This window comes from Erwinia sp. B116 (assembly GCF_002865965.1).
Lineage (GTDB): Bacteria > Pseudomonadota > Gammaproteobacteria > Enterobacterales > Enterobacteriaceae > Erwinia.
This window is the reverse complement of record NZ_JRZZ01000017.1, coordinates 34,619-60,162: the sequence shown is the minus strand read 5'-3', so window position 1 is coordinate 60,162 and position 25,544 is coordinate 34,619. Positions and strand designations below refer to the sequence as shown.

Sequence of the window (25,544 nt, the reverse complement as noted above, 5' to 3'; positions counted from 1 at the left end):
ATGACGCTTCACCCTTATGACTGACGCTCACGGTTTTCGATCGCGCGCTCAATGCGTTTCAGCGCCTGCAGGCAGCGCTGCAGCCGGCCCTCCAGCGCCGCTACCTCACGCTGCAGCTGTTGCTGCTGTGCCAGCGTCTCCTGCGCCGCCAGCAGGCTTTCACGATCGGCGATCATCCCGCGCAGCCGCCGCTCATAGCCCTGGTGTTCAGACAGCTTCTCATACAGGTTCTCTTTAACGTTCACCGGCGCAGTTTCCTTACCGCGCAGAGACATCGTCGCCAGCTCGCGCTGCAGCGCGCTCATCTGCAGCACTACCCGCTCCGCCATCCACGCGACGCGTTCGGCACGACCATCCTGTACGCTCTGCTTCAGCTGTGCCAGCGTCTGACGGATCTCCGCCAGATAATCTCCCAGCCGGGTGGAGTGGCTGTGAAACAGCTGCTCATCAAAGCGCGCCTTGCGGGTACTTTTCGTGGCGTGCGGCGCAACGGCCTGGGCAAGCTGTTCCAGCTTTGCGTCAAGCTGCTGCAGTAAACCTGCACTTTTCATTTTCATCTCCATGGCAGTCTGCGGGCTATGATACGCTGATGGCTCTGCTGATTCAGGTTCGGCCGGCTGATTTTCAGGCCGGATGCCTAAGGCCCAACGATGCAACGTTATATTCTACTGATTATTGGCTGGCTGGCGATAGCGCTGGCAACGCTGGGTGTGATCCTGCCGCTGCTGCCGACCACGCCGTTTCTGCTGCTGGCCGCCTGGTGTTTTGCCCGCTCCTCGCCGCGTTTTCATCACTGGCTGTTGCACCGCTCGCCGTTTGGCCGCTATCTGCGCCACTGGCAGCAGCACCGGGCGATGCCGCCGGGGTCGAAAGGGCGCGCGATTGCGGTGATCCTGGTGAGCTTTGCCTTTTCGCTGTGGATGGTGAAGATACTGTGGGTGCGCCTGCTGCTGCTGGCGATGCTCTGCGTCCTGCTGGTATTTATGATCCGCCTGCCGGTGGTTGATGAATCGCAAGAAAAGCGGTGATTTTGCCTGACATGGTTGCAATTGCCCGACGATTTGCATAGATTTGGTCGTTTTCGTGCGCGGCTTCCCCTCAACGTTTGAATTTCACTCCGCCGGATACCGGTCAGGGTGAAAGAGGCTGCGCGAAATTGATTTGTATTCACCAGGCACAAGATTATGACCGCGACTGCGCAGCAGCTTGAAATTATTGAAAACAGTATCAAAAGCATCCAGGATTACCCTAAGCCGGGTATCCTGTTTCGTGACGTTACCAGCCTGCTGGAAGACCCGAAAGCGTATGCGCTGAGCATTGAACTGTTGGTGGATCGCTACCGTCACGCGGGCATCACCAAAGTGGTGGGCACCGAAGCACGCGGCTTCCTGTTCGGTGCTCCGGTAGCGCTGGCGCTGGGCGTTGGCTTTGTACCGGTGCGTAAGCCGGGTAAACTGCCGCGTAAAACCTTCGCCGAAAGCTACGAGCTGGAGTACGGCACCGACCAGCTGGAGCTGCACTGTGATGCCATCCAGCCGGGCGACGTGGTGCTGGTGGTGGATGACCTGCTGGCCACCGGCGGCACCATTGAAGCGACCGTCAAGCTGATCCGCCGCGCCGGCGGTGAAGTAAAGGACGCCGCCTTCATTATCAACCTGTTTGACCTGACCGGTGAATCGCGCCTGAAGGCGCTGGGCGTAGAGAGCTACAGTCTGGTCAACTTCCCGGGTCACTAAGATCCGTTAACGGGCCTGCTGTGGCTGGCCCGTTTTCCCCGGCGGGCCCGCTGAACGGCCAGCCCGGTACCCCGGTGTTGGATGTGACCTGAACCCAGGGCACTATCATTGACGTCCGGGCAGCGGTGGTTGAGGAGAGGCCATCCCTTCAGGCTGCAGAAAATCGAGCTGCGGTAGCCGCGCAAAGCGAATCTCACGCTGATTGACCGCCTGCAACACCTCTTCTGTACAGTTCTCCTCTCCTGCAGAGGCCAGTGCCAGCTGCGCGGGCAGTACCAGGCCAGCACCGTGCTTTTTCCGCCATTTCTCTGCTTCGTCCAGAATGATTTTTTTTAGATCGTCGCTGATCGTCCGCTCCTCCCGCTCAAACTGCTGATCGAGCATCTGCTCCGCATTAGCGATTACCCGCTGCTGTTCCGCCGCGGGCGACTGCTGATAGTCGTTATGCACCTGTTGCAGCCCCTGACGAAAATGCAGCGCCAGTTTATCCAGATGCGCGCGTCCGGCTTTACCCGGCGTGGAATCTGCGATTACTTTCTCAATGTCCAACAGGGCGATCGCCGGGGCAGGGTGCCTCTGCTGCCAGAACAGCCAGCCGAGCGCCAGCACCATCAGGCTGATAAGGGTAAAGACAAATTTCATTTGAGGGTCTCATCGTTAAATCAGGCATGAAGCCGGGCGGCAAATCTGGCGGGTTTTTAAGGCGGTTTTGTTGCATTAAATGTGATTTTTCTTCAGATGAATTATTTTAAGAAAATAAAGCAAAAAGATCCCCGATGAGGGGGACCTTTTCATAATTGGTATAAGCACGATGTGATTTTTTTGTTATCAACCGGTCTGCGACGTTATTTTACGGCAACCTTCAAGCGTGCCGGGCGGCTGCGGCCCGGCTCACCGCCGGTGACAGGAACCGCGACGACCAGGTGGGGTTTCTGTTATAGTATCCGTCTTAAACTGGGTAAAAAAATGATGAAGTCCGAATGAGCTATCAGGTACTGGCCCGCAAGTGGCGTCCACAAGCGTTTACCGATGTTGTCGGTCAGGAACATGTCCTGACCGCACTGGCTAACGGCCTGTCGCTGGGGCGTATCCACCACGCTTATCTGTTTTCCGGCACCCGTGGCGTCGGTAAAACCAGCATTGCCCGCCTGTTGGCAAAAGGGCTGAACTGTGAAACTGGCATCACCGCGACGCCGTGCGGCAAGTGCGATAACTGTCGCGAAATCGAACAGGGGCGCTTCGTTGACCTGATTGAGATCGACGCCGCCTCGCGCACCAAGGTCGAAGACACCCGCGATCTGCTGGATAACGTGCAGTACGCACCGGCGCGCGGCCGATTTAAAGTCTATCTGATCGATGAAGTGCATATGCTGTCGCGTCACAGCTTCAATGCGCTGCTGAAAACCCTGGAAGAGCCGCCGGAACACGTTAAGTTCCTGCTGGCCACCACCGATCCGCAGAAGCTGCCGGTAACCATCCTGTCGCGGTGCCTGCAGTTTCATCTGAAAGCACTCGATCAGGTACAGATCCGCGGCCAGCTGGAGCACGTGCTGCAGGCTGAGCAGATCGCGGCGGAAACCCGCGCGCTGCAGCTGCTGGCCCGCGCCGCGGACGGCAGCATGCGTGACGCGCTGAGCCTGACCGATCAGGCGATCGCCATGGGGCAGGGGCAGGTTACCACCGCCACGGTCAGCGACATGCTCGGTACCCTGGATGATGAGCAGCCGCTGGCGCTGATTGAAGCGCTGACCGCCGCCGACGGCGCGCAGGTGATGGCGCTGCTCAACCAGGCGGCGGCCCGCGGCGTGGAGTGGGAGGCTCTGCTGGTGGAGATGCTGACCCTGCTGCACCGCATTGCCATGGTGCAGCTGCTGCCCTCGGCGCTCGGTGAAGAGATGGCGGCGATTGAGCAACGCCTGCGTGAACTGGCGCGCGTGCTGCCGCCGGCCGACGTGCAGCTGTTCTATCAAACCCTGTTGGTGGGCCGTAAAGAGCTGCCGCTGGCACCGGATCGGCGCATGGGGGTTGAGATGACCCTGCTGCGCGCGCTGGCGTTTCACCCGAAAGCGGTCATCGCCGAACCGGTGGCGCGTCCGCAGCTGGTCGCGCAGGTGGTGCCTGCGCCAGCGGCTGATTCCGCGCCGGCAGCGCCACCTGCGCGTGCGTCCGGCGTCGCTTCAGCACCCGCTGCACCCGCCCGTCCATCCGCTGCGCCGTCGGCCCCCCCGTTAGCGACCCGGCCGGCCGGCCCGGCCGTGGACCAGGCCGATGGCCCGGCGGATTTCGCTCCGCCGCACGGTCAGCCGTCTGCTGCCGCACAGGCCAGACCCGCTGAGCCCGCGCACGGCCAGCCGCCTGCCACCGCGCAGACCAGACCCGCTGAGCCACCGCCCGGCGGGCTGTCGGAGACCACCAGTCAGTTACTGCAGGCGCGCACTCAGCTGCTGCGCCAGCAGGGAGCAAACAAAGCAAAAAAGAGTGAGCCGGCAGCGCAAAGTGCGCGGCCGGCGAGTTCGGCCCTGGAACGGCTGGCTAACGTTACCGAGCGCGGTCAGCAGCGGTTGCAGCAGGCCGCCAGCGAGGCTGCCCCGGTAAAAGAGGAGGCCTACCGCTGGAAGGCCTTAACGCCGACCGAAATCAAAGCCGCGCCGGTCGCCACGCCGAAGGCGCTGCGCACCGCGCTGGAACATGAAAAGACCCCGGAGCTGATCGCCCGGCTGACGGTAGAAGCGCAGCAGCGCGACGCCTGGGCCGCCGAGATCGCCACGCTGCCGATGCCACGTCTGGTGCAACAGCTGGCGCTGAACGCCTGGAAAGAGGTCACGGAGCAGGGCATCTGCCTGCACCTGCGTTCCAGCCAGCGCCACCTGAACTCGCCGTCGGCGCAAAAGGCGCTGAGCGACGCGTTAAACGCGTCGGGCGCAGCGCCGGTTGAATTAACCGTGGTGGAAGATGATAATCCGGCGGTGCTGACGCCGCTGGAGTGGCGGCAAAAAATTTATGAAGAGAAGCTGGCGCAGGCGCGCCAGTCGATTAGTGCAGATACGCATATTCAGACGCTGCGGCGGTTCTTCGACGCTGACGTTGATGAAGAGAGTATTCGTCCTGTGTAACCCGCCGCAGCAGCATAACGTTGCTGTGGCCTGAGCTTAAGAGAGAGAACCTATGTTTGGTAAAGGCGGATTGGGCAACCTGATGAAGCAGGCCCAGCAGATGCAGGACAAAATGGCGCAGGTGCAGGAAGAGATCGCCGCGATGGAAGTGACCGGCGAGTCCGGTGCCGGTCTGGTTAAGGTCACCATCAACGGTGCGCACAACTGCCGTCGCGTGGAAGTTGACCCGAGCCTGCTGGAAGATGACAAAGATATGCTGGAAGACCTGGTCGCCGCAGCATTTAACGACGCCGCACGCCGCGTAGCCGAAGCGCAGAAAGAGAAGATGGCCGGCGTCTCTTCCGGTATGCAGCTGCCGCCTGGCTTCAAGATGCCGTTCTGATGCAGACCAGCCCGCTCCTTGAAGCCTTAATGGAGTCGCTGCGCTGCCTGCCGGGCGTTGGGCCGAAATCGGCCCAGCGTATGGCGTTCCAGCTGCTGCAGCGGGACCGCAGCGGCGGCATGCGGCTGGCGCAGGCGCTGACCCGCGCCATGTCCGAAATTGGCCACTGCGCCGACTGCCGCACCTTCACCGAACAGGAAATCTGCACCATCTGCGCTAACCCGCGGCGGCAGCAGAACGGCCTGATCTGTGTGGTGGAAACCCCGGCCGACATTCATGCCATTGAGCAGACCGGGCAGTTTGCCGGCCGCTACTTTGTGCTGATGGGGCACCTGTCGCCGCTGGACGGTATCGGTCCGAACGATATCGGCCTGGACAGGCTGGAGCAGCGGCTGGAGCGTGAGTCGATTCAGGAACTGATCCTCGCCACCAACCCGACGGTGGAAGGGGAGGCAACCGCCAACTACATCGCCAGCCTGTGTGAGCAGTATGGCGTGGAAGCCAGCCGCATCGCCCACGGCGTGCCGGTGGGCGGCGAACTGGAGATGGTTGACGGCACCACGCTGTCGCACTCGCTGGCCGGTCGTCGCAAGATGATTTTCTGAACAATCAACGGCACGAGCTCTCGTGCCGCCTTGAAATAGTTTTTTCCCGTCCCCATCTCTGGTCTCAACGTTCATCAACCTGTTTTTAGTTGAGGTAGCAATGACCATGAAAGGACAAGAGACCCGTGGCTTCCAGTCAGAAGTGAAGCAGCTGCTGCACCTGATGATCCACTCGCTCTATTCAAACAAAGAAATCTTCCTGCGTGAGCTGATCTCCAACGCCTCGGACGCCGCCGACAAGCTGCGTTTCCGCGCGTTGTCCACCCCGGATCTCTACGAGGGTGACGGTGAGCTGCGCGTGCGGGTTTCCGTTGATAAGGAAAAACGCACCCTGACGCTGAGCGATAACGGCATCGGTATGCGTCGTGACGAAGTCATTGAAAACCTTGGCACCATCGCCAAATCCGGCACCAAATCCTTCCTCGAATCACTGGGTTCAGACCAGGCGAAAGACAGCCAGCTGATCGGCCAGTTCGGCGTTGGCTTCTACTCGGCGTTTATCGTGGCGGACAAAGTGACCGTGCGTACCCGCGCGGCCGGTGCAGCGGTGGATGAAGGCGTGTTCTGGGAGTCCGCCGGCGAGGGCGAATACACCCTGGCAGAGATTGAAAAAGCCGATCGCGGCACCGAGATCACCCTGCACCTGCGCGAAGGCGAAGACGAGTTCCTCGACGCCTGGCGCGTGCGCAGCATCATCAGCAAATACTCAGACCACATCGCCCTGCCGGTTGAGATCGAATCCCGCAACGAAGAAGAAGACACCACCAGCTGGGAGAAGATCAACAAGGCACAGGCGCTGTGGACGCGTAACAAGTCTGACGTCAGCGAAGACGAGTACAAAGAGTTCTACAAGCACGTGGCACACGACTTCAGCGACCCGCTGACCTGGAGCCATAACCGCGTGGAAGGCAAGCAGGAATACACCAGCCTGCTCTATATCCCGGCCAAAGCGCCGTGGGACATGTGGAACCGCGATCACAAGCACGGCCTGAAGCTCTACGTGCAGCGCGTGTTTATCATGGACGACGCAGAGCAGTTCATGCCGAACTACCTGCGCTTCGTCAAAGGCCTGATCGACTCCAGCGATCTGCCGCTCAACGTCTCCCGCGAAATCCTGCAGGACAGCCGTATCACCCAGACCCTGCGCGGTGCACTGACTAAGCGCTCGCTGCAGATGCTGGAGAAAGTGGCGAAGGATGACGAAGAGAAGTATCAGTCGTTCTGGCAGCAGTTCGGCCTGGCGCTGAAGGAAGGCCCGGCGGAAGACAGCGCTAACATTGAAACTATTGCTAAGCTGCTGCGCTTCGCCTCCACCAGCAGCGACGGTGCGGCGCAGACCGTGTCGCTGGAAGATTACCTGACCCGCATGGTCGAAGGGCAGGAGAAAATCTACTACATCACCGCTGACAGCTACGCCGCCGCCAAGAGCAGCCCGCACCTGGAGCTGTTCCGCAAGAAAGGCATCGAAGTGCTGCTGCTCTCCGATCGCATCGACGAATGGATGATGAGCTATCTGACCGAGTTCGACGGTAAGCCGTTCCAGTCGGTGAGCAAGGCCGACGAGTCGCTGGACAAGCTGGCGGACGACGAAACCGAAGAGCAGAAAGAGGCCGGTAAGGCGCTGGAGCCGTTCGTGGAGCGTGTGAAAACGCTGCTGGGCGAGCGCGTAAAAGAGGTGCGTCTGACCCACCGTCTGACCGACACCCCGGCTATCGTTACCACCGAAGCCAGCGATATGAGCACCCAGATGGCCAAGCTGTTCGCCGCGGCGGGCCAGGACGTCCCTGAGGTGAAATACCTGTTCGAGCTGAATCCGGACCACGCGCTGGTGAAACGCGCGGCCGATACCCAGGATGAAGCGCGCTTCGCCGAGTGGATCGAGCTGCTGCTGGAGCAGGCGCTGTTAGCCGAGAAAGGCACGCTGGATGACCCTAACCAGTTTATCCGCCGCATGAACCAGCTGCTGCTGGGCTAACCGACCGCTACGCTGTCGGCAATAAAAACCGCCGCTGGGGCTGCTCAGCGGCGGTTTTTTTATGCCTTCGCAACCTCCCTGTTTGATGTCAGCAGCGTTTTCCCTGCTGCTCTGGACGCCTCGCGGCGTTGCCGCCTGCATTCCTGCAGTGACTCAGCCCGCCAGCACCGCCTCCTCCAGCAGCCAGCGGCGGAACAGGCCGATCTCCCGCTCCTCGCTGCGCGAGGCTTTCACCATCATCCAGGTAGCGCGATCCACTTCGGCAAAGCCCAGCGGCGCAATCAGCGTGCCTTCCCGGATCTCTTTCTTCACCAGGATCTGCGGCGTCATGATGATGCCCATGCCGTTGCGCGCAGCCTGAATCGCCAGCGTCAGGTTATCAAAGTGGCGTCCGGCCCAGAAATCCCCGCGCGCACCGGTCTTTTTCGCCCACTCGGCCCACGCATGCGGTTTGGTATCGGCATGCAGCAGCGGCAGGGTGGAGAAGTCGGTTTCAACGGTAAAGCCTTTAACCAGGGAGGGGGCGCACACCGGGCCGATGTTATCGACGGCGATCGGCGTGGCGGCAATATCCTCCTGCAACGCCTGCTCGTGGCTGAGGATCAGCACGTCGGTGTGTTCGCTGCGTACCTTATCGATATCGACGTGGGTTTGAAAGGTCAGCGCAATCTCACCGTGGCGCTCGCTGAAGCGGCTGATGCGCGGGATCAGCCACTGCGCCAGAAAACTCGGCGCGCAGGATACGGTCAGGCTGTGCAGATTGCGCGTGCGGATCTTCTCACAGGTGGTCTCAATCTGGCTGAAGGTCTGCATGCAGCACACCTTCAGGCGCTCCCCGTCCGACGTCAGCTGCACCCGGCCACTGGTTCGTAAAAACACCGGTTTACCCAGCCACTCCTCCAGCAGCTTGATCTGATGGCTGACCGCGCTGTGCGTCACGTTGAGCGACTGCGCCGCCAGGCTGAAACTTTGATGCAGCGCTGCCTGGTGAAAATAGCGCAGCGCGCGCAGTGATGGAAGTCCTGGCATAGGCCTGCCCTGTTAGAAAAATTCACAGTAAGTGTCTGTTTATATCATTTTAAAGTCCAGCCCGTTTTCCCTACTCTCAACTGGTTATCATCACGTTCACAGGAGAATCACGGGTAGCACTGTGTCAGTCTGTTATCTGAAGTTACAGGGGGGTCCTGTGTATCTCCGCTCAGTACAGCGGAGGTTCACTGCACAATAACGTAGCCTGCTGTCCCTTCGGCCGTTTCACGGCCGTGCCGGGAATGGAAATCGGGAGAATTTTGGGAGATGAAAAATGAGCAATATGCTGCCGTTGAACGGCAATATGATCGGTATTCTGGGTGGGATCATCCTCAGCACCGATTCGGTGTTTATCCGCATGATGGGTATTGCCGACTCCTGGCTGATCGTCGCCCTCAGAGGCGTGCTGATGTGGGGGATCTGCCTGCTGGTGTGGTGCTGCTGGCGGCAGAGCCGTAGCATGCTTGGCTCGCCCTGGCTGACCAGGGACAACGTGCTCTCCACGCTGTTTTTTTGCGTCTCATCGGCCTGCTTTGTTAACGCGCTGAACCGCGGCAACGTGGCAACCGTGCTGGTGATTATCTCCGCCACGCCGTTTATCTCTGCGCTTATTTCCCGGCTATTTTTCGGCATAAAAAGCGACCGCAGCGTCATGCTGGCCGCGCTGGCGGCAATGACTGGGGTGACGATCGTAATGTCCGGCCGCGGCGTTGATGACAGCGCCGTCGCCAACCTGTTTGCGCTGGGTACGGCGGTCTCAATGGCGCTGGCCTTTATCTTCAGCTCGCGGGTCAGCGGCGGAACGCTGGTGCTGCCTTCGCTGGGGGCGGTACTGGCTTCGGTCCTGATCGCACTGTGGTCCGGCGGCACGCTGGTCAGCGGCCTGGAACAGCTCAGCCCGGCGCAGGTTGGCTGGGTAGTGGCCGAAGGTGCGCTGGTTATGCCGCTGGCGATGGGATTAATTACGCTGTCGACGCGATTTGTTTCACCGGCCAACGCCGGGCTGTTCCTGCTGCTGGAAACCGCGCTGGCACCGTTATGGATGTTTCTGTTCCTTGGTGAAGTGCCGACGATTCAGGCAGTTATTGGCGGTGGCATCATTATCATCGCGGTGATCTCACAGAGCCTGCATGCCCGCCGACAGGGCGCGCCGGCGGGCCTGGCCGATGCGGGATAAGTTCCTGTTACCTTGTGATGCGCGGGGCATGATGGTATGTTCTTGCCCTCAGATATCATGAACTTTAAAGCAATTCGCAAGGGGATTTACGCAATGCGTATTATTCTGCTCGGGGCTCCGGGTGCAGGAAAGGGGACTCAGGCCCAGTTTATTATGGAGAAATACGGTATTCCGCAAATCTCCACCGGTGACATGCTGCGTGCTGCAGTGAAAGCAGGCTCAGAACTGGGGCTGCAGGCCAAAGAGATTATGGATGCCGGTAAACTGGTGACTGACGAACTGGTGATTGCGCTGGTCAAAGAGCGCATCGCTCAGGAAGACTGCCGCAACGGTTTCCTGCTGGACGGCTTCCCGCGCACCATCCCTCAGGCGGATGCCATGAAGGACGCCGGTATCAGGGTCGACAACGTGCTGGAATTCGCGGTACCTGACGAACTGATCGTTGAGCGTATTATTGGCCGCCGTGTGCACACACCTTCTGGCCGCGTCTACCACGTCACCTTCAATCCACCGAAGGTTGAAGGTAAAGACGATGCGACCGGCGAAGAGCTGACCACCCGTAAGGACGATCAGGAAGAGACCGTGCGTAAGCGCCTGGTGGAATACCATCAGATGACCGCACCGCTGATTGCTTACTACAGCAAAGAAGCGGCCGCCGGTAACACCGCGTACCACAAGATCGACGGCACCCGTAAGGTAGCCGAAGTCAGCGCCGAGCTGGCTAAAATCCTCGGTTAATCCGTTCCGGGGCCGACGATTGTCGGCCCCTGTTACAGCAACAGCTACATCCCCCGCCATTTTCCGCTAGAATAAGCCTCGTTTTCATTTCCTCCGTTTGCCATGAAAGGATGAACCATGCGGCAAGATAAGCCCGGTGTACTGCTGGTGAATTTAGGCACGCCTGATGCCCCCACCACGCCCGCCGTCAAACGCTACCTGAAACAGTTCCTCAGTGACCCGCGCGTGGTGGATTCGCCCCGCTGGCTGTGGTGGCCGATTCTGAATCTCGGTATTTTGCCGATTCGCTCACCGCGCGTAGCGAAGCTCTACGCCTCGGTGTGGACGGAAGAAGGTTCGCCACTGCTGGTTTACAGCAAGCGCCAGCGCGATGCGCTGGCCGCCCGGCTGGACATGCCGGTGGCGCTGGGGATGTCTTACGGCAACCCGAGCCTGAAAAGCGCGCTGGATCAGCTGATGGCGCAGGGCGTAAACCGGCTGATCGTGCTGCCGCTTTACCCGCAGTTCTCCTGTTCCACCGTTGCCGCGGTCTGGGACGGTATTACAAAAGTCTTTGCCGGCTATCGTAGCCTGCCGACCGTGCAGTTTATCCGCGACTACGCCGAGCATCCGGCCTATATCGCCGCGCTGGCCGCTTCAGTGCAACGTTCGTTTACGCAACACGGCAAGCCGGACCTGCTGGTGGGTTCCTTCCACGGCATACCGCAGCGTTTTGCCGACGAGGGTGATGATTATCCGCAGCGCTGCTATGACACCTTCGACGCGCTTAAGGCCGCGCTTGGCCTCGGTGAAAGCGAAGCGATGCTCACCTTCCAGTCGCGCTTTGGCCGCGAACCCTGGCTGATGCCGTACACCGACGAAACCATGAAGGGGCTGCCGGCCAAAGGCATTAAGCACGTGCAGATTATGAGCCCGGGCTTCTCCTCTGACTGTCTGGAAACGCTGGAAGAGATCAACGGAGAAAACCGCGAGATCTTCCTGCACGCGGGCGGCACGCGCTTTGAATATATTCCGGCGCTGAACGACGACGAAGAACACATCACCATGATGCTGGAGCTGGTTAACGCTTACCGTTGACGGCCCCCGCCGGTGAACGGCAGCTGATAAGCCAGTCTGTGCTGAGTCAGGCTTTTCACCGGCGATAAGCGTTAACGGCCCTGTTGCCGTTACCGCTGTGCCAGAGGCATTAATCAGACCTGGCAGACCTGCCAAATCCCCGAGGCCTGCTTACGGCCCGCGAAACGCCACCGGATTGCGCAAATCCGCCCGACCGGTTGCTGAGACGGTCAACGCGTTGCGCAACTGTGCTATCATCGCCCTCTGTTTCCCTGCCCGTAGTCAGCAATTATGAAATTCCCCGGCAAACGTAAGTCCAAACACTATTTCCCCGTCAGCGCGCGCGACCCGCTGCTGCAACCGGTCCAGCCGGAAAACGAGTCGGCCAGCAGCTGGATCGTCGGTATTGACCAGATCCTCGTGGATATTGAAGCGAAGGTGGACGATGACTTCGTCACCCGCTACGGCCTCAGCTTCGGCCACTCGCTGGTGATTGAAGATGACGTGGCCGAGGCGCTGTACGCCGAGCTGGTGCGCGAAAACCTGATTGCCCACCAGTTTGCCGGCGGCACCATCGGTAACACCCTGCATAACTACTCGGTGCTGGCGGACGACCGCTCGGTGCTGCTCGGCGTGATGTGCAATAACGTGCAGATCGGCGGCTATGCTTACCGTTACCTGTGCAACACCTCCAGCCGTACCGATCTTAACTACCTTCAGGGCGTGGACGGCGCTATCGGCCGCTGCTTTACGCTGATTGGCGATAACGGCGAACGCACCTTCGCCATCAGTCCGGGGATGATGAACCAGCTGCGGGCGGAGAGCGTGCCGGAAGCGGTGATCGCCGGCGCATCGGCGCTGGTGCTGACCTCCTATTTAGTGCGCTGCAAACCGGGCGAACCGATGCCCGCCGCCACCATGCAGGCGATTAGCTATGCCAAAAAGCATAACGTGCCGGTGGTGCTGACGCTGGGCACCAAATACGTGATTGCCGACAACCCGCAGTTCTGGCGTGATTTCCTGCGCGACCACGTTTCGATCGTGGCGATGAATGAGGATGAAGCCTTTGAGCTGACCGGCGAGCGCGATCCGCTGCAGGCGGCCAATATCGCCCTCGACTGGGTTGACCTGGTGCTCTGTACCGCCGGGCCGAACGGGCTGTATATGGCGGGCTTTACCGAAGAGTCCGGCAAACGCACCACCCAGCACCCGCTGCTGCCGGGGGCGATTGCCGAGTTTAACCAGTATGAGTTCAGCCGCGCGATGCGCCACCAGGACTGTGAGCAGCCGCTGCGCATCTACTCGCACATTGCGCCGTACATGGGCGGGCCGGAGAAGATCATGAACACCAACGGGGCAGGGGACGGTGCGCTGGCGGCGTTATTACACGACATCACCGCCAATAACTTTCACCGCAGCAACGTGCCCAACTCGAGCAAGCATGGCCGCAGCTACCTGACCTACTCGTCGCTGGCCCAGGTGTGTAAATACGCCAACCGCGTCAGCTATCAGGTGCTGAACCAGCACTCCCCGCGCCTGACCCGCGGCCTGCCGGAGCGCGAAGACAGCCTGGAAGAGTCTTACTGGGAACGGTAAGCATCGACATGGGGATCAACGAAGCCTGTAAAGCGCGTCGTTTTTCCCTGTAAGCGTGTTAATCGCAGAGGCCCGCCCGTCTGAATTGCACCCTAAAGGTTGTACACCCAACCGACGAAGGTACAGTTCACGTTTCCCGGGCGGGCATCAGATAACGGCTAAACACAGGGGCGCGTTTAACCGTTATCCGGTGACTGTCAGATCGGGCACTCGCTGGCTTTAGTCTCTTCCGGCTCGACCAGAATCAGATTGAGCATATTGTTGGCAATTTCCCGCTCGCCCATCACCACGCGGTCGGCACCGCGTTCCATAATATAGTCGACCTCGTCGTCGTAATGGGCGCGGGCGATAATCTCAATGTTGGGGCGTTTTTGCCGGGCGGCGGTGACGATCTCCCCGGCTTCGTAGCCGTTAGGAATGGTCAGCAGCAGCCAGCGCGCGCAGTCGAGTCGCGCCAGGTCCATCGTATCTTCGCGAGCGGCATTGCCCAGCACCGCCCGGATACCCTGCTCACGCAGCGCTTCCACGCGCGGGCGGCTGTTCTCCACCACCACCATTGGGATCCCGGCTTCCGTCAGCCGCTTGCCCAGCAGGCTGCCGACGCGGCCGTAGCCGACCAGCACCGCATGGTTGCACAGGTCAACCGGGATCTGCTTCTCTTCCTCGATCGCTTCTTCCTGGGTTTGCTCTTCGACGGTTTCGGCTTTCTGCAGATAGCGTTCCAGCAGGGCAAACAGAATCGGATTCAGCATGATCGACAGGATGGCGCTGGCCAGCACCAGGTTACGGCCGGTTTCCGGCAGCAGATTAAGGCTGACGCCGAGCCCGGCAAGAATAAATGCAAACTCACCGATCTGCGCCAGGCTGACGGAGATGGTCAACGCTGTGCGCCTGGAGTGGCCAAACAGCCGTACCAGGAACAGGGCAATCAGTGACTTACCCAGCACGATAATCGCCAGCGCGCCCAGCACCGCCAGCGGCTCCTGCACCAGGATCATCGGGTCGAACAGCATGCCGACCGACACAAAGAACAGCACGGCAAACGCATCGCGCAGCGGCAGCGTATCGTGCGCCGCCCGGTGGCTTAGCTCAGACTCGTTCAGCACCATACCCGCGAAGAAGGCACCTAATGCAAAGGAAACATCGAAGAACTCCACCGCGCCAAAAGCGATACCCAGCGCCAGCGCCAGCACCGCCAGGGTAAACAGCTCACGCGAGCCGGTGGCGGCGCTGCGCGCCAGGATCCACGGTACCACCCGGCGGCCCACCACCATCATCAGCACCATAAAGGCCACCACCTTGCCGATGGTCAGCAGCAGGTCCCACAGCACCAGCGTCACGCTGGCCTTGCCCTCTTCGAACATCCCGGCGATGGCAGGCAGCAGCACTAACGCCAGCACCATCACCAGGTCTTCAACAATCAGCCAGCCGATGGCGATCTGTCCGCGCTGGCTGTCAATAAGCTGCCGTTCTTCCAGCGCACGTAGCAGCACCACGGTACTGGCGGTGGACAGGCACAGCCCGAACACCAGCCCGGTCATTATCGACCAACCCAGCGCCCATGACAGCCCCATTCCCAGCACCGTGGCACCCGCAATCTGGGCGACAGCACCGGGAATGGCAATCGACTTTACCGCCATCAGATCTTTTAGCGAGAAGTGCAGACCAACGCCAAACATCAGCAGGATCACGCCCAGCTCGGCCAGTTCGGGGGCCAGATTGGTATCGGCGACAAAACCCGGCGTAAACGGGCCGGCCAGCACGCCGGCCAGCAGATAACCGACTAGAGGAGAGATGCGCAGGCGGTGAGCCAGCATACCGAAGAGGAAGGCGAGAACTAAGCCTCCGACAATGGTGGTGATAAGCGGGGTAGTATGGTGCATGCCTGTCTCCTTTAAATGCCTGGTCGTCATACTTCGCGTTGCAGATACGCTGGCGGTACCTGGCGAATCAGCCCCATCCGGGAGCTGAATATGACAGGCACTGGCGAGTGCCCGCGGGACTGACGGGCTTGCCGTTTTCCTGCAACTGGAATTAATCGGAGCAAAAATTGTGTCCAGTTGTAAGTTTTCAGTGTATGGCATAATCGGGTGAGGCGCTTGTAATAATTGGCCATAATCGAAAAAAATATCAGCCACAGCGGTAAACCAGGCAGAACGTGCGATTTCTCCCACTTATCGGCGAACAGGACTGATGTTACCGCCGTATGAACCGGTGCAAACTTCACTCATTTGCACCGGTAAGGGACTATTTATGGCGGTTATCAGGCAGGAAAGCGGTGAGAATGCCGAGAAGCGGCAGATAAGCGCAGATTTGATAGACCCGTTCGATACCGGTGTGGTCGGCTACCAGGCCAAGCACCGCCGCCCCGATGCCGCCCATACCAAAGGCAAAACCGAAAAACAGCCCTGAAACCATACCGATACGCGCCGGCATCAGCTCCTGGGCGTAGACCAGAATCGCCGAGAAGGCCGACGCCAGCACAAAGCCGATAATTACCGACAGCGCGCCGGTCCACCACAATCCGACGTGCGGCAGCAGCAGGGTAAACGGGGCGACGCCGAGAATCGACGCCCAGATCACCCGCTTACGGCCAATCTTATCGCCGATCGGCCCACCGATCACCGTACCGGCCGCCACGGCGAACAGAAACACGAACAGGTGCAGCTGGGCGCTCTGCACCGACAGGCTGAATTTCTGCATCAGGTAGAAAGTGTAATAGCTGCTCAGGCTGGTGAGGTAGAAGTACTTGGAGAATACCAGCAGCAGCAGGATGCTAATCGCCTGTGCTACCTTGCGGCGCGGCAGCGGGCTGACGGCCGGTGCCGGCTGGCTCTTCACCGCGCGGTGCTGCGCCTGATACCAGCGGCTGATTTGCAGCAGCAGCACAATCGCCAGCAGCGCGGCCAGCGTAAACCAGCCGACGTTACCGCGGCCGTAAGGGGCAATCACCAGCGCGGCCAGCAGCGGGCCGAGCGCGCTGCCGGCGTTACCGCCGACCTGGAACAGCGACTGGGCCAGCCCGTGACGCCCGCCGGAGGCCATACGGGCCACCCGCGACGACTCCGGGTGGAACACCGACGAACCGGTGCCGACCAGTGCTGCCGCCAGCAGGATCATAGGGAAGCTGCCGGCGGTGGCCAGCAGCGCCAGCCCGGCCAGGGTAAAGCCCATGCCAATCGGCAGTGACCACGGCTGCGGGTGTTTATCGGTGTACCAGCCAATCACCGGTTGCAGCAGCGAGGCCGTGACCTGAAAGGTCAGGGTGATCAGGCCGATCTGTACAAAGCTCAGCGAGAAGTCGGCGCGCAGCAGCGGGTAGATCGCCAGGATCAGCGCCTGCAACATATCGTTCAGCAGGTGGGCAACGCTGATAGCGCCAAGAATGCCAAAGGCGGTACGCCGCGCCGGTGCGGCGGGCGGGGAGGAGAGAGTACGTTCGCTTGCCATAAAATTAACCTGTCATCGTTATCTGTTTTAATGGGTGAACTGCAGGGAATCTTCCTTTATAACCAACTATCTTGTGCGTGATAATGACTTTTTTGATCTATGCCTGCGGCATAATTACACCCTTGATGAACGGCGCGGCCGTTTGTCTGATTTTTCATCACTGCCCGGTCAGGGCAATCGCGGTTATTCAACAAGGAGAGGCAGATGGCGGCAGTAAAAAAACAGATCCTCAGCGTGCTGGCGTTGGCACTGGTGAGCGCCCCGCTAATGGCGCAGGCGTGGGTCAAAGATCGCACCTATAAATTTACCGTATTGCACACCAACGATCACCACGGTCGTTTCTGGAACAACGAACGCGACGAGTACGGCCTGGCCGCGCAGAAAACCATGATGGACCAGATCCGCATGGAGGTGCAGGCGCACGGTGGGGCCACGCTGATCCTCTCCGGCGGCGATATCAATACCGGGGTGCCGGAATCAGACCTGCAGGACGCCGAGCCGGATTTCCGCGGCATGAACCTGATCGGTTATGACGCGATGGCGATCGGCAACCATGAGTTTGATAACCCGCTGTCGGTGCTGCGCCAGCAGCAGAAATGGGCGAAGTTTCCACTGCTCTCGGCCAATATCTATGAAAAAAGTACCGGCAAGCGCCTGTTCCAGCCCTATGCGCTGTTTAACCGCATGGGGCTGAAAATTGCGGTGATCGGCCTGACCACCGACGACACCGCCAAAATCGGCAATCCGGAAAACTTCACCGACATCGTATTCCATAAGCCGGCGGATGAGGCGAAAAAGGTGGTGGAGGCGTTACGTAAAAAAGAGAAGCCGGACGTGATTATCGCCGCCACCCATATGGGCCACTACGATAACGGCAACCATGGCTCTAACGCACCGGGTGACGTTGAAATGGCACGTGCCCTGCCCGCAGGTTACCTGGATATGATCGTCGGCGGCCACTCGCAGGACCCGGTCTGCATGGCAAAAGAGAATGTGAAACAGGCCGACTACGTGCCGGGTACCCCGTGTGTGCCGGACCGGCAGAACGGCACCTGGATCGTACAGGCGCACGAGTGGGGCAAATACATTGGCCGTGCGGACTTCACCTTCCGCAACGGCAAGCTCAGTCTTGAACACTACGAGCTGGTGCCGATCAACCTCAGGCATAAGGTCACCAACGCTGACGGCAGCACCACCTGGGTGAACTACACGCCGGAAATTGCCAAAAATCCAGCGATGATGAAGCTGCTGACCCCGTTCCAGAAAAAGGGTGAAGCGCAGCTGGGGGTAAAAATCGGCAGCACCGACGGGCGGCTGGAGGGGGATCGCAGCAAAGTGCGCTTTGTGCAGACCAACATGGCGCGGCTGATCCTTGAGGGGCAGATTGAACGGACCAACGCCGATTTTGCGGCGATGAGCGGCGGCGGCGTGCGTGATTCCATTGACGAAGGGAATATCACCTACAAAGACGTGCTTAAGGTGCAGCCGTTTGGTAATACGCTGGTGTACGTGGAGATGACCGGCCGCGAGGTTGAGCAGTATCTGGCGGTGGTGGCCAACAAGCAGGTGGATTCCGGTGCTTACGCCCAGTTTGCCCGTGTCAGCCTGGTGGCCGATGGCAAGGGGGTCAGCGAAGTGAAGATTAACGGTGAGCCGCTGCAGGCGGATAAAACCTATCGCATGGCGACGCTGAGCTTTAACGCCACCGGCGGTGACGGCTGGCCGGCGGTCGACAAACAGCCCAGCTACGTTAATACCGGTTTTGTTGATGCCGAAGTGCTGAAGCAGTACATCGCGGGCCACTCGCCGCTGAAGGCGGCCGACTACCAGCCGCACGGGGAGATTGTCTATCGTCAGGCAGAGAGTGCGGCATCCGGGCAGGACGCAACGGCGAAAAGCGATCTGCCTGCTATCTCCTCACCGCCGGTGAATGGTCCGGCCAACGCCGCGACGGCATCCGCAAAATAACAGGCGGATTAGGATGCGGAACAGGCCGCAATGACCGGCTGCTAAGGGCATAAAAAAACGGGTTCTCTTCACCATGACGAGAACCCGTTTTTGATTACGCCACGCGGGCGTTATGACCGACAGGCGGCGCGCTTCTGACGCGCGCCGATCAGACGGTCGCGCAGTTTGTCATACACCCAGTTGTACACCACGGTATACGGCAGGAAGAACAGGAAGAAACCGATCTCAATCATAAACGCCTGCAGCAGGCCGATATCCAGCATCCACGCGGCCAGCGGCAGGCCGATCAGAATAAAACCGCCCTCAAAGCCCAGCGCATGGGCCACGCGCAGCTTCAGGCCGCGGGTAACGCGCTCGCGCGGCCACAGGCGATCGAAACCGGCGTTGTAAATAATGTTCCACAGCATTGCCACCGTGGACAGCATAATCGCCAGCGCACCCATCTGAAACAGGGGCTTATCCATCAGCCAGGCGGCGGTGGGGGCAACGATCGCCAGCGCGACGGCTTCAAAACCGACCGCGTGTAAAATTCGCTCTTTCAGCGTGCGTACAGACATGGTAACTCCTTAAGGTTTAACGGCAGACGGCGACGTTCCTGTCTGTTAACTCTCACTTCGCCTGCCTGGGCGGGCCCGCTTCCGGCCCGTGACATCAGCTATTTTCTGTGATTTTTCTGCTAAGATAAAATGAATATCCATCGATAAAAGCGATACATTGATGCGCTACTCCCCGGAATCTCTCGAAGCCTTTGTGCAAACCGTTGAAAGCGGTTCCTTTTCGGCCGCGGCCCGCGCGCTGCGTAAAAGCCAGTCGACCATCAGCACCGCCATCGCCAACCTGGAAAGCGATCTCGGCTACGCGCTGTTTAACCGTGAGGCGCGCACGCCGGTGCTGACCGAAAACGGCCAGCGCACGCTGGCCCAGGTGCAGGCGATCCTCGCGGCGTCGGCAAAGCTGGATGACCTGGCGATAAGGCTGGCCGGCGAGGTGGAGCCGCACCTGCGGCTGGCGATTTCTGATTTCTGGCAGGCCGATCACCACGAACGGCTGCTGCAGCGGCTGGCCAGCCGCTACCCGGAGATTGAGTTCGAGTGCATGATTGCCGAAGACGACGATGTGATTGACCTGCTGCAGAGCGGGCGGGCGCACGTTGGCGTGATACGGGTGCAGCCGCGCTATCCGGCCGATATCAGCGTGCAGCGCCTGCAGGTTGAAGCGCAGATGGCGATCTACCTGCACCGCGACCACCCGCTGGCGCAACAGCCGCTGGTCAGCGAAGCGGATCTGCAGCGCGAACGGCAGCTCAGGCTGCGGCTGATGACCGCGCCGGTGCCGGTATCCGGTGGAAAGGTCTGGCTGGCAGATTCCTACCTGCTGCTGCTGGAGATGGCCGAACAGGGATTTGGCTGGACGGTATTGCCGCGCTGGATGGACGAACAGTTTGGTCATCAGAAGCTGCGCGAGCTGCCGGTGGCGGGCTGGCCGCAGCGCATCCAGGTGGACGTTGCCTGGTCCCGGCGCGCACCGCCAGGCCCGGCCGGGCGCTGGATGATCGACCAGCTGATTGCGCAGACTGCTGACTAATCGTGTTTAGCGATATCCGCAAAGCGCGCATCGAGCAGCGCCGCCAGATCGCCGGGGGCCAGTTCGAGATCCAGCCCGCGTTTGCCGCCGGAGATAAACAGGGTGGCAAACGCCTGCGCCGGCTGGTCAATCACCGTCGGCAGCCGTTTTTTCTGCCCCAGCGGGCTGATGCCCCCCAGCAGGTAGCCGGTGCTGCGCTGCGCCGCCTGCGGATCGGCCATCTCGGCCTTTTTCGCGCCCAGCGCCTTCGCCACCTTTTTCAGGTCCAGCTGCCCGGCAACCGGCGTCACCGCCACTGCGAGGGTTTTGTTGTCACCGTTCAGCGCCACCAACAGGGTTTTGTACACCTGCGCGGCGTCCAGATTGAGTTTCCGTACCGCCTCTTCACCAAAATGGGTTTCGTTACTGTCGTGCTCATACGCGTGGATGGTGAAATTAATTTTATGTTTTTCGAGAAGTTTTACTGCCGGCGTCATCGCGGTCATCCCTCTTTTATGCTGGTGAGTCACAAGTCTTGATTTGATGAATAAAAGTACTGGCGAAAAAGTGCACTTTGCGCGACAATCTGCCCCGCGTCAGCACCCGTGCTGGCTGACAACCAAAATCATAAAAATTTCCTTATTGACTGGCCGGTAGTGATACCGGCCATTTTTTTTATTTTTCCTGCAGCAGGTCGGGCAGATTGCCGTCCCCGTAAAGATGCAGCGCCCCGACCGCCACCACATAATGCCCCGGCGGCAGCTGGCGCAGCGTCTGTTGCCACTGGCGGTTGCGCTGGTGCATCAGCAGCTCGTTAAGCCCGCTGCTGAACGTATCCGGCAGGGCGAAGCGGTCGCGGTGCCGCGGCGGCGTAGCCAGCCACCAGCCGATCATAGTTTGTAGCAGGCGGGCGTTCACCTGCCAGTGCTGCAGGGTATCCAGCAGCAGCGGTAAGCCGTTATCCGACAGTGATTTCAGCAGCGCCAGCTGGGTTTCTGCTCCTTCCAGCTCGATAATCGGCTTTTGCTGTTGCCGGGCAGCCCGCAGCAGCTGGTAGTCAATTCCGCAGTCGGCATGCAGCCCGAGACGTTGCGCCTGTTGCGCCTGCAGCATCAGCGCCACCTGCCAGGCGGGCAGCGTCTCCACGCGGGCCGCGTCGATCCCCAGCTCTTCACAACGCTGCTGCAGATCGCTGAACGCCTGCGGCGTCAGCCGCTCCGCGAGCGGCGCGCAGACCTCGGCTTCAGAAAACGGCGAGGCGGCGTGGGTGATATCGGCTTCCACAATCAGCGCATCGGCCTGCGCCAGCCGGGCCAGCAGCGCCTCAGGCAGCGGCTGCATGGTGCGGGTGCCCATATGGATGCTGCCGACCAGATGCAGCTGGCAGTGGGGCAGGGTAATATCCAGCGCAGGGTAACCACAGGGTTCCTGCCAGATCCTGCGCCAGCACGCCCGCAGGTCGCGGATAAATTTGCCCATCGCTTCTCTTCCACCTTATAGCCCCGGAACCCCCATGCTAGCCTGATAAGTGACTGATGGACAGATTACAACCGCGTGATTTTACACCTTATCCTGCGGCGGCCGGAAGCGCAGCAGGCGGTTGGCGTTGCTGACCACGGTAATCGACGACAGCGCCATCGCCGCCCCGGCCACCACCGGGCTGAGCAGGGTGCCGGTCAGTGGATAGAGCACGCCGGCGGCGATCGGGATGCCGCAGGCGTTATAGATAAAGGCGCCCAGCAGATTCTGTTTCATATTACGCAGCGTGGCATTAGCGATCGCCAGCGCATCCACCACCGCATTCAGATCCTGGCGCATCAGCGTGATCGCCGCGGTTTCAATTGCCACGTCGCTGCCGCCGCCCATGGCGATGCCGACGTCGGCCTGCGCCAGCGCCGGGGCATCGTTGATACCGTCGCCGATCATCGCCACCCGCTGGCCCTGCTGCTGCAGTTCGCGAATCGCCTGCGCTTTACCGTCCGGCAGCACCCCGGCAATCACCCGATCGATGCCGGCTTCACGGGCCACCGCCTGCGCGGTCAGCTGATTGTCGCCGGTCAGCATTACCAGCTGATAGCCACGCTGGTGCAGGCGTCGCAGCGCGTTAACGCTCTCACTGCGCAGCGGGTCGCGGATGGCGAACAGCGCCACGATGCGCCCTGCGGCGGCCAGCAGCACCGGCGTCGCGCCCAGGCTGGCCTGCTGCTCCAGCGCGGCCGCAACCGGTGCGGTGTCTATCTGCTGCTGCTCCATCAGCGCCCGGTTGCCCAGCAGCAGCGGCACACCGTCAAGTAAGCCGCTGACGCCCAGGCCCGCCAGGGTACGGAACTGAGCGACCTCCGGCAGCGTCGCCAGCCCGGCGTGGCTGAGAATAGCCCGGGCCAGCGGGTGGCCGGAGCCCTGCTCCAGCGCTGCGGCCTGAAGCTGCACCTGCGACAGCTCCGCACCGTTAAACAGCAGCACCTCGGCCACTTTAGGTGCCCCTTCGGTCAGGGTGCCGGTTTTATCAAACACCAGCGTGGTCAGCGTACTGGCCTGCTGCAATGCGTCGGCATCGCGCACCAGCACGCCAAACTCGGCGGCGCGGCCGACGCCGGCGATAATCGACATCGGCGTGGCCAGGCCGAGTGCACAGGGGCAGGCGATGATCAGCACGGTGGTGGCAACCACCAGGGTGTAGACCAGCTGGGGTGCCGGGCCAGACAGGTACCAGACCGCCGCGCTGACCAGCGCAATGGCCACCACCACCGGCACAAACACCGCCGAGATGCGGTCCGCCAGCCTGCCGATTTCCGGCTTGCTGCTCTGTGCCTGGCGTACCAGCTGAATAATTCGCGCCAGGGTGGTGTTCTTACCTACGGCATCGGCGGTAAACAGCACGCTGCCGTCCTGCATCACCGTTCCCGCGTGCAGCGTATCGCCCGCCGCCTTCTGCTGCGGTAGCGCTTCGCCGGTCAGCATCGCCTCATCCAGCCACGCCTCGCCCTGCACGATGGTGCCGTCCACCGGCACGCGATCGCCGGTATTGACCCGCAGCGTCATCCCCGGCTGCACCTCGCTCAGCGGCAGGCTGCGTTCACCGTTTTCCGTCACCACGCGGGCGACAGGCGGGGTCAGATCCAGCAGCCGCTCCAGCGCCCTGGAGGAGCGCTGCCGTGCCCGCTGTTCGAGCATATGGCCAAGATTAATCAGCCCGATAATCATCGCGCTGGCTTCGTAATAAAGGTTCTGCGCCGCCATCGGGAACCACTGCGGCCACAGGTTAACGCTGAAGGAGTAGAGCCAGGCCGCGCCCGTGCCCAGTGCTACCAGCGTATCCATGGTCGCCACGCCGTTGCGCAGGCTACGCCAGGCGCTGCGGTAGAAATGGCCACCGGCTACCACCATCACCATTAACGTCAGGACGCCGAGCCCCAGCCACAGGCTGCGGTTGTCGGCGGTCAGCATCATATTGTCGCCGAGCATCCCCCAGATCATCAGTGGAATACCCAGCGCTAACGCGAGGGCCGCCTGCCAGCGGAAACGGCGCATCGCCGCCAGCGCGCTCTGCTGCTGCTTCTCGCGGCGCTCGCCTTCATCTTCAATAATTTCCGCGCCGTAGCCGGCGCGGCTCACGGCCTCAGTCAGCATGGCCGGCGTGGCCGTACCCTGCACCAGGGCGCTGCGTTCGGCCAGATTGACGCGTGCCTGACGGACGCCGGGCACGTTTGTTAACGCCTTCTCCACCCGGCTGACGCAACTGGCGCAGCTCATTCCCTCGATCAGCAGCTGGTGGCTGTCGTCGGGCATCGCCGACTTAGCCTGGCTGCTGCTGTCGGTTATCCCCGCCGCCGGGGCCTGAATGCTCTCTTCGGTTTTGCCTGCTTTGGCAGAAAGCGCATCCCGACCAGCCTGCTTCGCGCGCACGGCGGGCTGGATGCCGACAACGCGCAGCGGTTGCGTTGCAGCGCTGTGCATGCCGGTCATTTTCGCCGGAAGCTTCGACGCCGCCGCTGTCAGCGCTTCCGGCTGAGATTCTGATTCTGTCAGCGGGTCAGCCTTTGGGCGCGCGGCCTCCGTGGCCAGCGTGGCGTGATAACCCGCGGATTCAACCGCGGCGATCAGCGCTTCACCGCTGGCACTGCCGGTTACCTGCGCTGCATCGACCGTAACGTCTGCATGCTGCACGTCATCGCGTTTTTCCAGCGCCTCTTTCACGCGTTTTACGCAGTGGCCGCAGGTCAGGCCATCCAGCGCAAGATGAATGGTATCGGTCATAATTCTCTCCTGTGAGTGGGACATCACAGACAAGGTTAAACCTTCCCGCAAGGGGAAGGTCAAATGTTAACGTGAAGAACAGGATCCACACGCTATGCCGCGGGTTTGCCTGCACTGCTGCGGGCATCGGGTCTGCCAGCGGCGAGTGTTGCTGAGTAACCGGGTAAGCAACGTGTGCGTCTGGTTTTTTTCGGCGTGGCAGCGGCTATCAGGCCTGCGTCTGCCAGCGGCGGCAGCAGGCGTGCGTGATACCTGAGGATATGTAGAATAAGAGTGATGACAGAGATACGGCCAGCCTGTGGAGAAGCGATGAATATCAGCGATGTGGCGAAAAAGACCGGATTAACCAGTAAAGCGATCCGTTTCTACGAAGAGAAGGGGCTGGTCACGCCGCCGCTGCGCGGCGACAACGGCTACCGTACCTATGGGCCGAAACATCTGGAAGAGCTGACGCTGCTGCGCCAGGCGCGCCAGGTGGGGTTCAACCTTGACGAGTGCCGCGAAATGGTCGGGCTGTTTAACGATCCCGCCCGGCACAGCGCCGACGTTAAGGCACGCACCCTGGAGAAAGTCAGCGAAATTGAGAACCATATCCAACAGCTAACAGAGATGCGCCAGCGCCTGCTGGATCTCGCCGCCAGCTGCCCCGGCGATGACAGCGCCGACTGCCCGATCATCAATCATCTGGCAGGCTGCTGCCAGAAAGCAACGTGACGAACGTCAGGCCGAACCGAACGCCGGCTATTTTTGGATATTTTACGACGATTACTGGAATCTTAAAGGCGGTATAATCAGCGCGGCGCTTGAGGCTTCTGCCTCAGGCTGCTGGCAGCAGTGCCGGTTGGTGTGAGGCAGAATGCAGAAAAGCCCCGAAGTTAATCTATCCCATTAACCCCGAG

At 60.7% G+C, this 25,544-nt stretch carries 22 protein-coding genes and 1 other annotated feature; of the genes, 13 read left to right on the top strand and 9 right to left on the bottom strand.

All coding sequences use genetic code 11. The features are described from left to right. Positions 1-14: 14 nt before the first annotated feature. Entirely contained in the window at positions 15-551 is a 537-nt protein-coding gene (gene priC / locus NV64_RS13330) for a primosomal replication protein PriC (protein WP_101506104.1), read from the bottom strand. A gap of 99 nt (positions 552-650) precedes the next feature. Between priC and NV64_RS13325 the strand changes: the two genes are divergently transcribed. Both NV64_RS13325 and apt read left to right on the top strand, forming a co-directional pair. Continuing rightward, entirely contained in the window at positions 651-1,028 is a 378-nt protein-coding gene (locus NV64_RS13325) for a DUF454 family protein (RefSeq protein ID WP_101506093.1), read from the top strand. Positions 1,029-1,184: 156 nt separating this feature from the next. Beyond that, positions 1,185-1,736: an adenine phosphoribosyltransferase gene (gene apt, locus NV64_RS13320; RefSeq protein WP_056240440.1), complete on the top strand. Its 552-nt coding sequence runs from the start codon at positions 1,185-1,187 to the stop codon at positions 1,734-1,736. 105 nt (positions 1,737-1,841) lie between these two features. Here apt and NV64_RS13315 read toward each other — a convergent pair whose 3' ends face one another. Continuing rightward, positions 1,842-2,378 carry a hypothetical protein gene (locus NV64_RS13315; RefSeq protein ID WP_101506092.1) on the bottom strand — a complete coding sequence of 179 codons (537 nt, stop codon included), beginning with the start codon at positions 2,376-2,378 and terminating at the stop codon, positions 1,842-1,844. Positions 2,379-2,716: 338 nt separating this feature from the next. Between NV64_RS13315 and dnaX the strand changes: the two genes are divergently transcribed. The 4 genes from dnaX to htpG all read left to right on the top strand — a co-directional run bounded on the left by dnaX (position 2,717) and on the right by htpG (position 7,811). Further along, on the top strand, positions 2,717-4,849 hold the full coding sequence (gene dnaX / locus NV64_RS13310; RefSeq protein WP_101506091.1) for a DNA polymerase III subunit gamma/tau: 2,133 nt from the start codon (positions 2,717-2,719) through the stop codon (positions 4,847-4,849). Then, positions 4,188-4,249: a sequence feature (DnaX frameshifting element), on the top strand. It overlaps the preceding gene by 62 nt. A gap of 52 nt (positions 4,850-4,901) precedes the next feature. Further along, positions 4,902-5,231, top strand: a complete 330-nt coding sequence (locus NV64_RS13305; RefSeq protein WP_056240426.1) for a YbaB/EbfC family nucleoid-associated protein — start codon at positions 4,902-4,904, stop codon at positions 5,229-5,231. After that, positions 5,231-5,836: a recombination mediator RecR gene (gene recR / locus NV64_RS13300; protein WP_056240423.1), complete on the top strand. Its 606-nt coding sequence runs from the start codon at positions 5,231-5,233 to the stop codon at positions 5,834-5,836. Before NV64_RS13305 ends, recR begins: the two co-directional genes overlap by 1 nt. A gap of 100 nt (positions 5,837-5,936) precedes the next feature. Continuing rightward, positions 5,937-7,811: a molecular chaperone HtpG gene (htpG, locus tag NV64_RS13295; protein WP_101506090.1), complete on the top strand. Its 1,875-nt coding sequence runs from the start codon at positions 5,937-5,939 to the stop codon at positions 7,809-7,811. 153 nt (positions 7,812-7,964) lie between these two features. Here the strand turns inward: htpG and NV64_RS13290 are convergent, their stop codons facing one another. Continuing rightward, positions 7,965-8,840 (bottom strand): LysR substrate-binding domain-containing protein, encoded by an 876-nt coding sequence (locus NV64_RS13290; protein ID WP_101506089.1) that lies wholly within the window; start codon positions 8,838-8,840, stop codon positions 7,965-7,967. A gap of 274 nt (positions 8,841-9,114) precedes the next feature. Between NV64_RS13290 and NV64_RS13285 the strand changes: the two genes are divergently transcribed. The 4 genes from NV64_RS13285 (at position 9,115) to NV64_RS13270 (ending at position 13,407) form a co-directional block, all read left to right on the top strand. Continuing rightward, positions 9,115-10,017 carry a DMT family transporter gene (locus NV64_RS13285; RefSeq protein ID WP_101506088.1) on the top strand — a complete coding sequence of 301 codons (903 nt, stop codon included), beginning with the start codon at positions 9,115-9,117 and terminating at the stop codon, positions 10,015-10,017. Positions 10,018-10,110: 93 nt separating this feature from the next. Then, a complete protein-coding gene (gene adk, locus NV64_RS13280; protein ID WP_056240573.1) occupies positions 10,111-10,755 on the top strand; it encodes an adenylate kinase in 645 nt (214 codons plus the stop codon). A 117-nt stretch (positions 10,756-10,872) separates the two neighbouring features. Next, entirely contained in the window at positions 10,873-11,832 is a 960-nt protein-coding gene (gene hemH / locus NV64_RS13275) for a ferrochelatase (protein ID WP_056240410.1), read from the top strand. A 270-nt stretch (positions 11,833-12,102) separates the two neighbouring features. Further along, positions 12,103-13,407 (top strand): inosine/guanosine kinase, encoded by a 1,305-nt coding sequence (locus NV64_RS13270; protein ID WP_056240404.1) that lies wholly within the window; start codon positions 12,103-12,105, stop codon positions 13,405-13,407. Positions 13,408-13,604: 197 nt separating this feature from the next. Here the strand turns inward: NV64_RS13270 and ybaL are convergent, their stop codons facing one another. Continuing rightward, positions 13,605-15,290, bottom strand: a complete 1,686-nt coding sequence (gene ybaL, locus NV64_RS13265; RefSeq protein ID WP_056240398.1) for a YbaL family putative K(+) efflux transporter — start codon at positions 15,288-15,290, stop codon at positions 13,605-13,607. A 364-nt stretch (positions 15,291-15,654) separates the two neighbouring features. Continuing rightward, entirely contained in the window at positions 15,655-16,857 is a 1,203-nt protein-coding gene (locus NV64_RS13260) for an MFS transporter (protein WP_056240396.1), read from the bottom strand. Positions 16,858-17,061: 204 nt separating this feature from the next. Between NV64_RS13260 and ushA the strand changes: the two genes are divergently transcribed. After that, positions 17,062-18,825 carry a bifunctional UDP-sugar hydrolase/5'-nucleotidase UshA gene (ushA, locus tag NV64_RS13255; RefSeq protein WP_101506087.1) on the top strand — a complete coding sequence of 588 codons (1,764 nt, stop codon included), beginning with the start codon at positions 17,062-17,064 and terminating at the stop codon, positions 18,823-18,825. Positions 18,826-18,935: 110 nt separating this feature from the next. Here ushA and NV64_RS13250 read toward each other — a convergent pair whose 3' ends face one another. Then, on the bottom strand, positions 18,936-19,382 hold the full coding sequence (locus tag NV64_RS13250) for a multidrug/biocide efflux PACE transporter (RefSeq protein ID WP_056240392.1): 447 nt from the start codon (positions 19,380-19,382) through the stop codon (positions 18,936-18,938). 160 nt (positions 19,383-19,542) lie between these two features. Here NV64_RS13250 and NV64_RS13245 point away from each other — a divergent pair, with 160 nt between their 5' ends. Then, on the top strand, positions 19,543-20,409 hold the full coding sequence (locus NV64_RS13245) for a LysR family transcriptional regulator (protein WP_056240388.1): 867 nt from the start codon (positions 19,543-19,545) through the stop codon (positions 20,407-20,409). On the opposite strand, the gene ybaK is transcribed toward NV64_RS13245, so the two are convergent. The 3 genes from ybaK to copA all read right to left on the bottom strand — a co-directional run bounded on the left by ybaK (position 20,406) and on the right by copA (position 24,645). Next, entirely contained in the window at positions 20,406-20,885 is a 480-nt protein-coding gene (gene ybaK / locus NV64_RS13240; RefSeq protein WP_056240570.1) for a Cys-tRNA(Pro)/Cys-tRNA(Cys) deacylase YbaK, read from the bottom strand. The genes NV64_RS13245 and ybaK overlap by 4 nt on opposite strands. 178 nt (positions 20,886-21,063) lie before the next feature. Beyond that, on the bottom strand, positions 21,064-21,867 hold the full coding sequence (locus tag NV64_RS13235; RefSeq protein WP_056240385.1) for a TraB/GumN family protein: 804 nt from the start codon (positions 21,865-21,867) through the stop codon (positions 21,064-21,066). Between the two features lie 81 nt (positions 21,868-21,948). Further along, positions 21,949-24,645: a copper-exporting P-type ATPase CopA gene (gene copA, locus NV64_RS13230; protein WP_056240382.1), complete on the bottom strand. Its 2,697-nt coding sequence runs from the start codon at positions 24,643-24,645 to the stop codon at positions 21,949-21,951. A gap of 309 nt (positions 24,646-24,954) precedes the next feature. Between copA and cueR the strand changes: the two genes are divergently transcribed. Beyond that, the gene (cueR, locus tag NV64_RS13225; RefSeq protein WP_056240379.1) at positions 24,955-25,359 is read left to right on the top strand and encodes a Cu(I)-responsive transcriptional regulator; all 405 of its coding nucleotides are present in this window, start codon (positions 24,955-24,957) and stop codon (positions 25,357-25,359) included. Positions 25,360-25,544 lie beyond the last annotated feature (185 nt).